The sequence below is a fragment of the Sulfitobacter sp. 1A13421 genome, assembly GCF_043557285.1.
In the GTDB taxonomy this organism is placed as follows: Bacteria; Pseudomonadota; Alphaproteobacteria; order Rhodobacterales; family Rhodobacteraceae; genus Sulfitobacter; species Sulfitobacter faviae.
In genome coordinates, this window is the sequence record NZ_JBIFFQ010000010.1 from 105,519 (window position 1) to 119,370 (window position 13,852).

Annotated in this window: 15 protein-coding genes and 1 tRNA gene; 12 read left to right on the forward strand and 4 right to left on the reverse strand. The window is 62.3% G+C overall.

The genetic code is table 11. The features are described from left to right. The first annotated feature begins 140 nt into the window (after positions 1-140). Together ileS and ACGYLI_RS15620 are read left to right on the forward strand one after the other, a co-directional pair. On the forward strand, positions 141-3,062 hold the full coding sequence (gene ileS, locus ACGYLI_RS15615; protein WP_394419818.1) for an isoleucine--tRNA ligase: 2,922 nt from the start codon (positions 141-143) through the stop codon (positions 3,060-3,062). 258 nt (positions 3,063-3,320) lie between these two features. Next, positions 3,321-3,776, forward strand: a complete 456-nt coding sequence (locus ACGYLI_RS15620; RefSeq protein WP_394419819.1) for a methylated-DNA--[protein]-cysteine S-methyltransferase — start codon at positions 3,321-3,323, stop codon at positions 3,774-3,776. A gap of 15 nt (positions 3,777-3,791) precedes the next feature. Here ACGYLI_RS15620 and ACGYLI_RS15625 read toward each other — a convergent pair whose 3' ends face one another. Further along, positions 3,792-4,487, reverse strand: a complete 696-nt coding sequence (locus ACGYLI_RS15625; protein WP_394419820.1) for a CDP-alcohol phosphatidyltransferase family protein — start codon at positions 4,485-4,487, stop codon at positions 3,792-3,794. 269 nt (positions 4,488-4,756) lie between these two features. Between ACGYLI_RS15625 and rpmB the strand changes: the two genes are divergently transcribed. Both rpmB and ACGYLI_RS15635 read left to right on the forward strand, forming a co-directional pair. Then, entirely contained in the window at positions 4,757-5,056 is a 300-nt protein-coding gene (gene rpmB, locus ACGYLI_RS15630) for a 50S ribosomal protein L28 (protein ID WP_067268014.1), read from the forward strand. Positions 5,057-5,311: 255 nt separating this feature from the next. Next, on the forward strand, positions 5,312-6,952 hold the full coding sequence (locus tag ACGYLI_RS15635; RefSeq protein WP_394419821.1) for a BCCT family transporter: 1,641 nt from the start codon (positions 5,312-5,314) through the stop codon (positions 6,950-6,952). A 21-nt stretch (positions 6,953-6,973) separates the two neighbouring features. On the opposite strand, the gene ACGYLI_RS15640 is transcribed toward ACGYLI_RS15635, so the two are convergent. Together ACGYLI_RS15640 and ACGYLI_RS15645 are read right to left on the reverse strand one after the other, a co-directional pair. Next, on the reverse strand, positions 6,974-7,672 hold the full coding sequence (locus tag ACGYLI_RS15640) for an NAD-dependent deacylase (RefSeq protein WP_394419822.1): 699 nt from the start codon (positions 7,670-7,672) through the stop codon (positions 6,974-6,976). A gap of 6 nt (positions 7,673-7,678) precedes the next feature. Next, positions 7,679-8,674, reverse strand: a complete 996-nt coding sequence (locus ACGYLI_RS15645; RefSeq protein WP_394411182.1) for a LysR family transcriptional regulator — start codon at positions 8,672-8,674, stop codon at positions 7,679-7,681. A 163-nt stretch (positions 8,675-8,837) separates the two neighbouring features. On the opposite strand from ACGYLI_RS15645, the gene ACGYLI_RS15650 reads away from it, so the two are divergent. The 7 genes from ACGYLI_RS15650 to ACGYLI_RS15680 all read left to right on the forward strand — a co-directional run bounded on the left by ACGYLI_RS15650 (position 8,838) and on the right by ACGYLI_RS15680 (position 12,382). Beyond that, on the forward strand, positions 8,838-9,713 hold the full coding sequence (locus tag ACGYLI_RS15650; RefSeq protein ID WP_394419823.1) for a carbon-nitrogen hydrolase family protein: 876 nt from the start codon (positions 8,838-8,840) through the stop codon (positions 9,711-9,713). 81 nt (positions 9,714-9,794) lie between these two features. Beyond that, positions 9,795-10,013, forward strand: coding sequence for a translation initiation factor IF-1 (gene infA / locus ACGYLI_RS15655; protein WP_005978431.1), 219 nt, complete (start codon positions 9,795-9,797; stop codon positions 10,011-10,013). A gap of 89 nt (positions 10,014-10,102) precedes the next feature. Further along, entirely contained in the window at positions 10,103-10,681 is a 579-nt protein-coding gene (locus tag ACGYLI_RS15660) for a Maf family protein (RefSeq protein ID WP_394419824.1), read from the forward strand. Further along, on the forward strand, positions 10,678-11,712 hold the full coding sequence (locus ACGYLI_RS15665; RefSeq protein ID WP_394419825.1) for a ribonuclease E/G: 1,035 nt from the start codon (positions 10,678-10,680) through the stop codon (positions 11,710-11,712). Before ACGYLI_RS15660 ends, ACGYLI_RS15665 begins: the two co-directional genes overlap by 4 nt. Beyond that, on the forward strand, positions 11,709-11,900 hold the full coding sequence (locus ACGYLI_RS15670) for a DNA gyrase inhibitor YacG (RefSeq protein WP_394419826.1): 192 nt from the start codon (positions 11,709-11,711) through the stop codon (positions 11,898-11,900). Before ACGYLI_RS15665 ends, ACGYLI_RS15670 begins: the two co-directional genes overlap by 4 nt. A 115-nt stretch (positions 11,901-12,015) precedes the next feature. Next, positions 12,016-12,090: transfer RNA gene (locus tag ACGYLI_RS15675), tRNA-Phe, on the forward strand. A 118-nt stretch (positions 12,091-12,208) separates the two neighbouring features. Beyond that, on the forward strand, positions 12,209-12,382 hold the full coding sequence (locus ACGYLI_RS15680; protein WP_082852044.1) for a CsbD family protein: 174 nt from the start codon (positions 12,209-12,211) through the stop codon (positions 12,380-12,382). Between the two features lie 61 nt (positions 12,383-12,443). Here ACGYLI_RS15680 and ACGYLI_RS15685 read toward each other — a convergent pair whose 3' ends face one another. Then, positions 12,444-12,602: a YqaE/Pmp3 family membrane protein gene (locus tag ACGYLI_RS15685; protein WP_082852043.1), complete on the reverse strand. Its 159-nt coding sequence runs from the start codon at positions 12,600-12,602 to the stop codon at positions 12,444-12,446. 186 nt (positions 12,603-12,788) lie between these two features. On the opposite strand from ACGYLI_RS15685, the gene ACGYLI_RS15690 reads away from it, so the two are divergent. Continuing rightward, the gene (locus ACGYLI_RS15690; protein WP_394419827.1) at positions 12,789-13,649 is read left to right on the forward strand and encodes a mechanosensitive ion channel family protein; all 861 of its coding nucleotides are present in this window, start codon (positions 12,789-12,791) and stop codon (positions 13,647-13,649) included. Positions 13,650-13,852: the final 203 nt, after the last annotated feature.

Genomic DNA, 13,852 nt, shown 5'->3' on the forward strand with positions numbered 1-13,852 from the left:
CCCATGACACGCCTCACCGCGATCATTATTCGAATTATATTCCCGGCGCTCTAAGCAGTTGAGACGCCGGGCCGAGGTGCTTGAGCCATTCGCACCGACCGAGATTGAATAACCCCCCAAATGCCTAAAGGACGCCCCCCATGTGCGCCGAGACCCCCGACTACAAAGCCACGCTGAACCTGCCCAAAACCGATTTCCCGATGCGCGCCGGATTGCCCAAGCGCGAGCCCGGCTGGCTGGAGCGTTGGGAAAAGATCGGCGTCTATGACCGCCTGCGCGAGAAAGAGGGGCGGGAGCCTTTCACCCTGCATGACGGCCCGCCTTATGCCAACGGTAACCTGCACATCGGCCACGCGCTGAACAAGACGATCAAGGACATGATCGTGCGCTCCCACCAGATGATGGGCTATGACGCGCGCTACATCCCCGGTTGGGACTGCCACGGCCTGCCGATCGAGTGGAAGATCGAAGAGCAGTACCGCAAGAAGGGCCGCGACAAGGATCAGGTGCCGATCAACGAGTTCCGCGCCGAATGCCGCGACTTCGCCGCCAAATGGGTCGACGTGCAACGCGAGGAGTTCAAGCGCCTCGGCATCACCGGCAATTGGGAAAACCCCTATCTGACCATGGACTTTCATGCCGAGCGGGTGATCGCCGAGGAATTCATGAAGTTCCTGATGAACGGCACGCTCTACCAAGGCTCCAAGCCCGTGATGTGGTCGCCGGTCGAGAAGACCGCGCTGGCCGAGGCCGAGGTCGAGTATCACGACAAGGAAAGCTTCACCGTCTGGGTGAAGTTCAACGTCGTGGGCACCGACAGCGAGTTGGACGGCGCCAAGGTGGTAATCTGGACCACCACGCCTTGGACCATGCCCTCGAACAAGGCCGTGGTCTACGGCGAGGGCATCTCCTACGGCCTTTACGAGGTCACGGGCACGCCCGAGGAATGCTGGGCCAATGTCGGCGACCGCTACCTTCTGGCCGATGATCTGGCCGCCGACGTGCTGGGCCGGGCGCGGCTGGAAGATGGCATGTGGCGCCGGGTGCGCGGCGTGAGCAATGACGAGCTGGCCAAGGTCTCGCTCCAGCACCCCTTCGCGGGGGCCGAGGGCGCGAATGGCGAATGGGACGATCTGCGCGATTTCCGTGCCGCCGATTTCGTCACCTCGGACGAGGGCACCGGCTTCGTGCATTGCGCGCCCTCCCACGGTCTGGAAGAATACGAGCTCTACCGTGATCTCGGCATGCTGCCGCAGGTCATCACCTATAACGTCATGGAAGACGGCCGCTTCCGCGACGATCTGCCCTTCTTCGGCGGCAAGGCGATCCTCAAGCCCAACGGCAAGGAGGGCAACGCCAACAGCGCCATCATCGACAAGCTCGTGGAGGTCGGCGGCCTGCTGGCGCGCGGCAAGATCAAGCACAGCTACCCGCACAGCTGGCGCTCTAAAGCGCCGGTGATCTACCGCAACACGCCGCAGTGGTTCGCCGCCATCGACAAGAAAGTGGGCGACGGTCTGGACCAGAACGGCAAGACCATCCGCGAGCGTGCGCTCACTTGCATCGACAAGGTCAACTGGGTGCCGAAATCTGGGCGCAACCGTCTGCATTCGATGATGGAGGCGCGGCCCGATTGGGTGCTGAGCCGCCAGCGCGCCTGGGGCGTGCCGCTGACCTGCTTCGTGCGCAAGGGCGTGGCGCCCACGGACGAGAACTTCCTACTGCGCAACGACGCGGTGAACCAGCGCATCGTCGAGGCTTTCGAGGCCGAAGGCGCGGATGCCTGGTATGCCGAAGGCGCCAAGGAGCGGTTCCTTTCGGGCATCGTCGACCCGGCGGAGTTCGATCAGGTGACCGACATCCTCGACGTCTGGTTCGACAGCGGCTCGACCCATGCCTTCACCCTGCGCGACCGCGAGGACGGCACCGAGGATGGCATCGCCGATGTCTACATGGAGGGCACCGACCAGCACCGCGGCTGGTTCCATTCCTCGCTGCTGCAATCCGTCGGCACCACGGGCCGCGCGCCCTATCGCAACGTCGTGACCCATGGCTTCACGCTGGACGCCAAGGGCATGAAGATGTCCAAGTCCATCGGCAACACCATCGTGCCCGAAAAGATCGTGCAGCAGTATGGCGCCGATATCCTGCGGCTCTGGGTGGCGCAGACCGATTACACCGCCGACCAGCGCATCGGGGATGAGATCCTCAAGGGCGTCGCCGACAGCTATCGTCGCTTGCGCAACACCATGCGCTACATGCTGGGCGCGCTGAGTGACTTCTCCGAGGCGGACCGCGTGGACCCGGCGGAGATGCCGGAACTTGAGCAGTGGGTGCTGCACCGGGTGGCGGAACTCGACAAGGTGGTGCGCGACGGTTTTGCGCGTTTCGACTTCCAAGGCGTGTTCCAAGCGGTCTTCACCTTTGCCACAATCGATCTCTCGGCCTTCTACTTCGATATCCGCAAGGATGCGCTTTACTGCGATGGCGACACCCTGCGCCGCCGCGCCGCGCGGACAGTGCTGGATATCCTCTTCCACCGTCTGACCACATGGCTGGCCCCGGTGCTGGTCTTCACCATGGAAGAAGTCTGGCTGGAACGCTTCCCGGGCGACGACTCCTCGGTGCATCTGGTCGACATGCCCGAGACGCCCGAAGCATGGTTGAACCCGGAACTGGCGGCGAAATGGGCCAAGGTCCGCGCCGCGCGCCGGGTGGTGACCGCAGCGCTCGAAGTGCAGCGGACCGAGAAGGTGATCGGCGCGTCGCTCGAGGCGGCCCCCGTGGTACATGTCGACGACGCGGCGCAGCGCGAGGCGTTGGAGAGCGTGTCCTTCGAGGATGTCAGCATCACCTCCGACATCACCGTGACCGGCGATCCGGCACCTGCCGAGGCTTTCCGCATGCCGGAGACCGATGGCGTGGCTGTGGTGTTTGAAAAGGCCGAGGGCGCGAAATGCGAGCGCTGCTGGAAGGTGTTGCCGGATGTCGGCACGCATGAATATCCCGGAGTCTGCGGGCGCTGTGATGAGGCGGTGCGTGAGGCATTGGCGGAAGCCTGAGGCGTTTTCAGTGAGTGATCAAACGGGCGTCGGGAAACCGGCGCTCGTTTTCGTTTGTCAGGTCCCCTATGCCCCGCCCGTGGGAACCACGGGCATCGCCCTCCCTCCCCCCGGAGGGCGATTTTGCAGCGTTTGCGCAATTCGCACCTTTAGCGTCTCTTGCAAGTCCACACCCGCCAGATAGGGCGTATCGCCCCCAGGGAGCGCGATGCCCTCAGCACTCTTTCGCAGGCGTGATTTCTGGCGCAGAGTAGAGTGATGAAACAAGCTTCCCTCTCCACGCCCTTCGGCGATCTGATCGTCACCGAAGAAGACGGTTCGATCACGGCGCTCGGCTGGGGGCAGGCGGCGGGGCAAGACCGCTCGGAGCTGCTCGGCACCGCTTTGAGGCAGATTGACGAATACGCCACAGGTCAGCGTCAGCACTTTGACCTGCCGCTGCGCGTCACCGGCAGCGATTTCCAGCGCGCGGTCTGCGCCGCCATCGCGGCCATTCCCTTCGGCCACACCCGCACCTACGGCGAGATCGCCCGTGACCTCGGCGCGCCAGCGCAGGCCGTGGGTGGGGCCTGTGGCGGCAATCCGATCCCGATCCTCATCCCCTGTCACCGCGTCATGGGCGCCAAGGGGCTCACCGGTTTCAGCGGCGCGGGCGGGGTCGAGACCAAGGTCGCCCTGCTGCGCCATGAAGGCGCGGCGGGGCTGTTGATTTGAGGGACTAAGGCGGGTTCACTCGTCGCCCGACGGGATCAGCTGCTGCGCGGCGCCGGCGCAGATCAGGTAGACAGAGGTGATCACCAGACCCCAATGCGCCCAGCTTTCGGGGTGGAAGTTCACCCAAGCGGACCAGCCCGCAAAGAAGGTCCAAGCAAGCGCCATGGGCAGCGTCACGGGACGCCAACGCTCGGTTCGGACGGGGTGGACGAATTTGATCGGCAGAAACATCGCCGCGGCAAGGATGGTGACCACGATTAGGCTGACCCACCATTGGGGCTGCAAGGCAAAGAGCACCAGCACCAGCATGTTCCAGCAGCCGGGGAAACCTTTAAAGGAATTATCCTTTGTTTTCATCCGCGTGTCAGAGAAATACATGACACTGGCGAAGGTGATGATAATGATCATCGCCCAGCCGCTCCAGCCATCCATCAGCCCCGAGGTAAAGAGCGCGAAGGCCGGGATGAAGACGTAAGTCAGATAATCGATGATCAGATCCATCAAGACGCCATCGAACTCGGGCGCGTTGGTCTTCACGTCATATTTGCGCGCCAGCGGCCCGTCGATGCCATCGACGAAAAAGGCGATCACCAGCCATAGAAACATGAGGTCCCATTTCTCTTCCACGGCGGCGAGCATGGCGAGCATCGCCAGCACTGCTCCGGTGGCAGTGAAAAGGTGAACGAAGAGGGCGCGCATCTGTATGGTCATGCGTCTGCATCGCAAATCCGCCGGGGGGATGCAAAGGAAACCCTGGCCCCGATGGCAAAAACCAGCGTAGCGGGGGCAGGGCGGGGCGGCTATGCTTGACGCGATCGGCGGCGGGTGCAGGAAATATGGCCAAGTCCCGCGCATCGGGTTGACGGCTACCGCGATTCCCCTTAAAGCCAGCGAACCAATTCAGGGTCGGCTCTGCGCGGCCCCCACGTTATGTGTGTTTCCGGATCGCTGGAAAGACACAACAGCAAAAGGATGAACCCATGTCGCGCCGTTGCGAATTGACCGGAAAAGGCCCGATGACGGGCAACAACGTAAGCCACGCCAACAACCGTACACGCCGTCGGTTCCTGCCGAATCTCAACGACGTGTCGTTGCAGTCCGAAGCACTGGGCCGCGCGTTCAAGCTGCGCATTTCTGCCGCAGCCCTGCGCAGCGTTGACCACCGTGGTGGTCTGGACAAGTTCCTGGCAAAAGCCAAAGACGTTGAACTGTCCGACAACGCGTTGAAAATCAAAAAGGCCATCGCGAAATCCAGCGCGACTGCCGATGTGCTGAGCTAAGGCTTACCGCATAGAGATTGGGGCCTCGATCCGAAAGGATCGGGGCCTTTTTCGTTTCGGGCTTAGGAATTTGTTAGGGTTTCCTGCCTATCAGGGGCTAGGGCCGTGGCGGCTCGGGGTAATTTTCTTGCGCAGGGGCATGTATTTATTCGGGAAACCTTGGAAAGGCGCGCTAATTGATCTTCCGACAATTGTTGTTCTGGCCGTGCTACCTGCCGAGCGGGGTTCAGACAGTGCATCAAGATCGGAGACTCCATGACCGACCCCACACCCGGCACGTCCAGTTCCACTACGCCACCCGATACGAATGAGATTGAGACTGATTTCGAGGTCGGCCAAGACAATATCGACGGTTCCCTCGGCCCGTTGGGTTTTGACATTCACAACCCGGTCTTCATGGTCTCGGGCCTGACGGCGGTGGCCTTTGTGCTGCTGACCATGCTCTTCCCGGATCAGGCCGGTGTGCTCTTCCTCGCGGTTCGCGATTTTGCCACGACCAAGCTGGATTGGCTGTTCATGATCATCGTGAACATCTTCGTTCTGTTCTGCATCGCGCTGATTTTCATGCCGATTTCAAAGGTCAGGCTCGGCGGGCAAGAGGCCGTGCCGGAATATTCCTATCTGGCGTGGTTCGCCATGCTTTTTGCCGCGGGCATGGGGATTGGCCTGTTGTTCTTTGGCGTGCTCGAGCCGGTGTACCATATGAACGTCTCCGGCCCGCTGGGGGTGCCCCTGCCGATTGCCGAGGATGGGTCGATCATCCCCGAGAATGTGGAGGCCGCCCGTGCCATGGGTCTTGCGGCGACCTTTTATCACTGGGGGCTGCACGGTTGGGCGGTCTATGCGATCATGGCGCTGGCCTTGGCGCTCTTCACCTATAACAAGGGGCTGCCCTTTTCGATCCGGTCGTGCTTCTACCCCCTGCTGGGGGATCGGGTCTGGGGCTGGCCGGGGCATATCATTGATATTCTGGCGGTTTTCGCGACGCTCTTTGGTCTCGCGACATCGCTTGGCCTTGGCGCGCAGCAGGCCAATGCGGGGTTCAACTTCGCCTTCGGGCTCGAGATTTCGACCAATGTGCAGGTGATCATCATTCTCTTGGTGACCGCCGTGGCGCTGGTGTCGGTCTGGCGCGGGCTGGACGGCGGGGTGAAGATCCTGTCCGAGGTGAATATGATCGTAGCCGTCCTGTTCTTCCTCTTCGTGCTTTTCGTCGGCCCGACGCTGGTGGGGCTGGACGGGTTCTGGACCGGTCTTTTGGCCTATACGCAAGAGATCATCCCGCTCTCCAATCCATTCGGTCGGGAGGATGATTCCTACCGCGAAGGCTGGACCGCGTTCTATTGGGCGTGGTGGGTCTCTTGGGCGCCTTTCGTGGGCATGTTCATCGCGCGCGTCTCGCGCGGGCGCACGGTGCGGGAGTTCATCATTTGCGTGTTGCTGATCCCGTCGCTGATCATCTTCATCTGGATGGGCGTCTTTGGCGGCATCGCGATCGATCAGATCCTTGCCAGCCCCGAGACCTCGCTGGTCAAAGCCAATGTGATCGACAGCTATTCGCCAGAACTATCGCTGTTCGGAATGCTGAATGAGCTTCCCTTTACCAAGATCGCCTCGACCATCGCGATCCTTCTGGCGCTGGTGTTTTTCGTCACCTCCTCGGATTCGGGCTCGCTGGTTGTCGATACGATCACGGCGGGTGGCAAGATTGATGCCCCGGTGCCACAGCGTATCTTCTGGTGCATCGTCGAAGGGTTGATCGCCATCGTCCTGCTGATCGGCGGCGGGCTGTCGGCGCTGCAGGCCGGGGTCACCGCGACGGGGGTGCCTTTTGCGATCCTGATGCTGGTGATGTGTTACACGATCTACAAAGGGTTGCGCAGCGAACCGCGCTGATGGCCCGTGGCGCGCCGGTGGTTAGCGGCGCGCCTCAAGCACTTCGGCCACCCATTCCGGCACTGTCTGGCTGGCGGGCCCGATGCGATGTTCGGCGAACTGATTGCCCACGGCGGAGCGTTCGAGATTGAATTCTATCGTATGCGCCCCGGCGCGGCGGGCCTCGGCGACGAAACCGGCAGCGGGGTAGACATTGCCCGAGGTGCCGATGGCGGCAAAGATATCCGCTTCGGCCAGATGATCGAAAAGCGCGTCCATCTCATAGGGCATCTCACCGAACCAAACGATATCGGGCCGCGCGGCGGGGGCACCGCAGGCGGGGCAGGGATCGCCCGGCGCCATGACCATGGGCGCGGGCCAGCGGTGATCGCAAGCGGCGCAGAGCGCGCCTTTGAGCGCGCCATGCATATGCATGACCTGCCGCGAGCCGCCCTGTTCGTGCAGATCGTCGACGTTTTGGGTGATCACCACCACCTCGCCGTCCAACTCGGCCTCCAGCCGGGCGAGGGCGCGGTGCGCGGCGTTGGGGGCCACTTCGGCGGCCTGCGCGCGGCGGGCGTTGTAGAAGTCGACCACCAGTTTGGGATTGCGGGCGAAACCTTCGGGCGTCGCCACGTCTTCGACCCGGTGCTGCGCCCAGAGGCCATCTGAGGCGCGGAAGGTCTCAAGCCCGCTTTCGGCAGAAATACCCGCGCCGGTGAGGATCACGATCTTGGTCATGGGGCATTATTCTCCGATAGGGTCCATGTCTTCAAGCAGGTGAAAGCCGTCGGCCAGCCAGGGCAATTGCGCGATGGCAGGGGCGATCATATGGGTCTGCATCAACTGTCGCAGGGTCTGAGCAATGTCGCGCGGCACGGGGCCGGACCATTCCGCACCCGCGAAGAGAGAGATGGTGCGCGCAGGCGGTTGGGCCTGTGCCGCCGCAGGCAGGGGGTGCGCGGCGAGGCGGTCGTGAAAACGGGCGGCGCGCATGTATCCCAAGGGCGTGGTCATCGCCCAGCCGATGCCGCGGGCCACCATGGCCATCAGGGCCAGATGGCTGCCAATCTCGAAACGGGCGGGCAGGTTGTGTCTCTCTGATGCAAGATGCGCCTCGATCTGCCGCGCGATCAACTGATCGGCGGCATAGCGCAGGAAGGGCAGATCGGTGGCGCCGCGCAGCAGGGCGTCGGGATCGGCAGAGGTGCCCGCGGGGGTAACGAGGATAAACGGATCGCGGGCCAGCGGGTATTCCAGAACCCCCGCCATCGGCCCGTCGATCTGCGCCGAGAGTGCCATATGCAGGCTCTTGTCGCGCAGCGCCCCAGCCAATTCATTACTGCCTGCGGTGATCATCCGAAAGCGGCATCCGGTCAGGCTGTCGCCAAGGATCGTGGCAAGGCGCGGGGTCAGGTCATCATCGAAATCGTCGATCACGCCGAGGTTCAGCGCCTCCAGATGGGCCAAATCCATCACCGTGACTTCGCTCTGCGCTTGGCGCAATTCGCTGAGCGCCTGTTCGGCCCGGCGCAGGAACATCTGCCCAGCTGGGGTCAATCGCATGGGGCGGCGGGTATGGTCGACCAGTTCCGCGCCGATGGCGGCTTCGAGGTTGCGCATCTGCTGGCTGACGGCGGGCTGGCTGAGCCCCGTAGCCTCGGCCGCCTGCGCCACCGATCCGCTTCGCGCCAGCGCCTCAAACACTTCGATGCCCCGCAGGGTGATGCCCTTGTTCAGCATATGGTCCCATCTCTTTCGGATCTTGTGAGACCATGGGCGGGTCAGGTCAAGCCTTTGCCCAAGCAAGCGGCAGCCTCTCGGGCGGTTCCATGAAAGCGACCCCGCCCATCTTGAAGCCACCGGTAAAGCTGCGCAGACTGTGCGAAAACGAGGAGCCTTTTGAATGAAAATCGCCACAGCCGCCTATCCGCTCGATGTTTTGACATCATGGGCGCAGTACGAAGACAAGCTGGCCCATTGGGTCGCCGAGGCGGCGGTGCAGGGGGCGGAACTGCTGGTTTTTCCTGAATATGCGGCGATGGAACTGGCGACGCTCGACGGGGCCGAGGTGGCGGGCGATTTGGAACGGTCGCTCTTTTCGGTGTCGGACAAGCTTGAGGAGGCGGACCGGCTGCATGTGAAACTCGCCGCCGAGCATAACGTGCATATCGTGGCCGGCTCAGGCCCCGCAGCGACTGAGAGCCGCCCGGTGAACCGTGCCCGGCTGATCACGCCCACGGGGCAGATCGGCGTGCAGGACAAGCAGATCATGACCCGTTTCGAGCGCGAGGAATGGGGCGTGATCGGGGGCAATGCGCTTCAGGTCTTTGACACGGCCATTGGCAAGATCGGGGTTCTCATCTGCTATGACAGCGAGTTTCCCCTGCTGGGCCGTGCGTTGGCGGAATGTGACGTGATCTGCGTGCCCAGTGTCACCGAAACGCTCGCGGGCTATTGGCGCGTGCGCATCGGCTCCATGGCGCGGGCGCTTGAGAATCAGTGTATCACCGCCATGTCCTCGGTCGTAGGCAAGGCCGATTGGTCCGAGGCTTTGGGGCAATCCTATGGCGCGGGCGGGATTTTCTGCCCCCCGGATCGCGGCTTCCCGCCCACGGGGATTTTGGGCGTGCGCGAGGTCAACGCCCCCGGCTGGACCGTGGCCGACGCCGATTTGGCGCAGGTCGCCGAGGTGCGCGCGGATGGCATCGTGCTTAACCGAAGGGACTGGCAAGACCAGATTGGCCGCGACGGAAAGGCGATAAACGTCGCTTTGCGCTGAATCCCCCTTGAAAAAGCGCGAAAATGCGCCCATTTAAGCCTGCGCCCTCGTTTTGGAGGGTTTTGTGCTCAAGGAGAGACCATGGCCAAGGAAGATACGCTCGAATTTCCCGGTGTCGTGAAGGAACTCCTGCCTAACGCGACGTTTCGGGTCGAGCTGGAAAACGGCCATGAGATCATCGCGCATACGGCAGGCAAGATGCGGAAAAACCGCATCCGTGTTCTGGCTGGCGACAAGGTTCAGGTGGAAATGACACCCTATGATTTGACCAAGGGTCGGATCAACTATCGCTTCAAGTAAGCGGCACCGCGTTCGCGCGTTGCGCGGCGCAGGCGGGGCCGTGCGCGGCCCCGACCGGGCCGCCGGCCTCAGGCAAAGAGGCCCATAAGATGCAATTCATCCTTGGATCAGGATCGCCGCGCCGGTTGGAGCTTTTGGCCCAGATCGGCGTGACCCCCGATGCCATTCGCGCCCCCGACATCGACGAGACCCCCCATAAGGCAGAACTGCCGCGACCCTATTGCGCCCGAATGGCGCGCGAGAAAGTGGCGGCGGTGCACGCGGGCGCGGAGGATATCGTGCTTTGCGCTGATACCACCGTGGCGCTTGGCCGGCGCATCCTCGGCAAGCCCGAGGATGAGGCCGAGGCCGAAGCCTTTTTGCGGCTGATGTCTGGCCGTCGTCATAAAGTGGTCACCGCCGTCGCCGTCAAACGTGGCGAAAAGCTGTGGCAGCGCGATGTGCAAAGCAGCGTGAAGATGAAATCCCTGTCCGAGCCCGAGATTCGCCGCTACCTCGCCACCGGCGATTGGCGCGGCAAGGCGGGTGGCTATGGCATTCAGGGCCCCGCGGGCGCGTTGATCCCTTGGATCAGCGGGTCATTCACTGCAATCGTCGGCCTGCCATTGGCCGAGGCTGCGAACCTGCTGCAAGCGGCAGGCTACCCATTTGACGGAAGGACGCCATGAAGGGCCGTACGATTATTCTCGACCATCTCGGTGATATCGAAGCCGCCGCCCTGATGGTGGACGGCAAGCTGGATGATTTTCTGATCGACAGTGACGGGCCGCGCGTCGGCACCGTTTATCGTGCGATTGCGGATCGTCCGGTCAAGGGGCAGGGGGGCATGTTCCTCAAGACCCCCGATGGCGCGGCGTTTCTGCGTCAGATCAAGGGGCTGGCTCCCGGTCAGACGATTCTCGTGCAGGTTTCGGGCCATGCCGAGCCGGGCAAGGCGATCCCGGTGACCAATAAGCTGCTCTTCAAGTCGCGCTATGCCATCGTGACGCCGGGTGCGCCGGGGCTGAACATCTCGCGCTCGATCAAAGACGAGGAAGAACGCGACCGGCTGCTGGAGATCGCCCATGAGGTGGCGGGCGGGGCCGATCTGGGCCTGATCCTGCGGTCCTCCTGCGCCGGTGCCGATGCCGAGGATATTGCCGAGGATATCGCCAATATGCTCAGCTTGGCGGATACCGTGGCCAATGATGACGCGCAACAGATGGAGGTGCTGAGCGAAGGCGATGGTCCGCATCTGCTCGCTTGGCGCGACTGGACCGCGCCCGCCGAGGTGGTGACCGAGGCCGGCGGCTTTGATGACCACGGCGTTCTGGAAGAACTCGACCGCGTGGCCTCGGCGCAGGTGCCGCTCGGCGGCGGCGCGTCGATCTTTGTGGAGCCGACACGCGCGCTGGTTGCGGTCGATGTGAACACCGGCAACGATGCCTCCCTCGCCGCCGGGGTGAAGGCCAATATGGCCTGCGCCAAAGCGCTGCCACGCGCCCTGCGTCTGCGCGGGCTGGGTGGGCAGATCACGCTCGACCTCGCGCCCATGCCCAAGAAGGACCGCCGGACGTTTGAAAGCGCCCTGCGCGCCGCTTTCCGCGCCGACGATGTGGATACGACGCTGGTCGGCTGGACGCCTCTCGGCCATTATGAGCTGCAACGCAAACGCGCCCGCCCGGTGCTGGCGGAGGTGCTGGCAGGGGCAGGCCAATGAGCTGCCCGATCTGCAAATCCGAAACCGTCAAGGCGCATCGCCCCTTCTGCTCGCGCCGCTGCGCCGACATCGATCTGGGCCGCTGGTTCAAGGGCAGCTACGCCATCCCCTCGCGCGACCCCGAAGACGTGGAAGCCGCCATCGACGCCGCCGAAGCGGCACAAGACCGTCCCGCAAAGCCCCATTAACACAGGAAAATTTGCGTTTTTTGAAAAGAAGTAGGTTTCAGGGCAAAATGGGGCTGGACACCCCGCGCCACAGGTCCTAGAACCCGCTCACCCGACCTTGAAAGAGGTGACCCGTGCCCGGGTAGCTCAGGGGTAGAGCAGTGGATTGAAAATCCTCGTGTCGGTGGTTCGATTCCGCCCCCGGGCACCATTTTTACCAAAACAGACAGACCGTAACCCTCGCTGCCCAACGCGCGTGATTTCCCTCATAACGGAACCCGCGCCTCCTGCCCAACGTTGTTCCTCTACCTAGATAGAGGAGAGCAACCATGGCAAATGACGACCAAGCTAAAGGCAAGGCGAAAGACATCGGTGGCAAGCTGAAAGAAGAAGCCGGCGATGCCACAGGCAACGAAGACCTGAAGCACGAAGGTCAGGCCGATCAGGCCGAGGGCAAAGTGCAAAAGGGTGTCGGCGACGCCAAGGACAAACTATCTGATTGATTGCAAAAGCGCGCCTCTTCTCGGAGGCGCGCTTTTTCTATTCGGGCTGCTGCCCGCGCTCTCACCTTTTGATGATGATATAGAGCGCATGGACGATCCCGGGCAGGTAACCCAGCAAGGTCAGGAGAATGTTAATCCAGAAGTGCTTTCCCAGACCTTCCTGCAAGAACACCCCAAGAGGGGGCAGTAGGATAGCGATGATGATGCGAATGATGTCCATAGTGTCACGCCGGGTGCGCCGGGCTCCTTTCCAAACTGATTAAACCTTGCCCTAAGCTAGCCTCCGATCGTCACACGGCCAGTGGTGGCGCGTTGAGCGGGGCGCAATTAACACTCGCCGCAGCATGGGTTTTGCGGCAATCTACCAGAAAGCCAGAGGAGGGGCAGGGTGGAGCCAGTCAGGATCATGTGGCGCCAGATCATGGAGATGGCGCGAGATACAATCGCACTCTTGCCGCAGATCGCTGTCGCAACCCTCGTATTGATATTAACCTGGGCCATTGCCGCGCTTGGCCGGTCGCTGGTCGGCAAAACCCTGTCCAAGACCAAGCTGCGCCCGAGCCTTCAGGACCTCTTTACCCTTTTGACGTCTATCCTCATCTGGGTCTTCGGCATCATGATCGCGGCCGTGATCGTCTTTCCCGGGCTCACGCCTGCCAGCATTCTGGCGGGGCTCGGCATTGGGTCGGTCGCCATCGGCTTCGCTTTCAAGGACGTCTTTGAGAATTTCCTCGCCGGGATCATCATCCTCTTTCGCCGGGAAATGCGCATGGGGGATCATATCGAATGCGAGGGGATCGAGGGCAAGGTCACCCATATCGCCATTAGAGAGAGCCATATCCGCCAGACGGACGGGCAGCTGGTGATCGTGCCCAATGCGATGCTCTTTAAGAACCCCGTCTATGTGCGCACGGATCAAACGCACCGTAGGCAAACCGTGATCTGCGGAGTGGCCTATGATGTCGATCTGGGTGAAGCGCGGGCGGTGATCTCCGAAGCGGTCGCGCGCTGCGAGACGGTAGAGCAGGGGGAGCATCCGATTCAGGTCTTCGCCCAAGAGTTCGGGGAGTCCTCCATCAATTTCGAGGTCACTTGGTGGACAGGCTCAGCCCCGGTCGAGCAGCGCCGCTCTCGGGATGAGGTGGTGACCGCGGTGAAACGGGCGCTGGACGAGGCAGGACTGGAGATTCCTTTCCCCTACCGCACGCTCACCTTCAAAGAGCCGCTTCCGCTCAGTCGGGCGGAGGGGGATGCAGGGGAGGGGTAGGACCTGTGCTGCGAGTCGCCGATTTTGCCCTGTGATCCCGTGAATCGCGGTCGTTTCATGGGCCCGCGTTGAAGCTGTCGGCTAAGATAGGGCAGGGGAGGCTAACTCCGGCGCGTTAGATGCGGAAAATTAGCACGCCATTTCAGCATCTTGCCGAAAAGTTCCCCGAAATCTCATCTTTTCTCAAATTTCTGCTTGCGGCT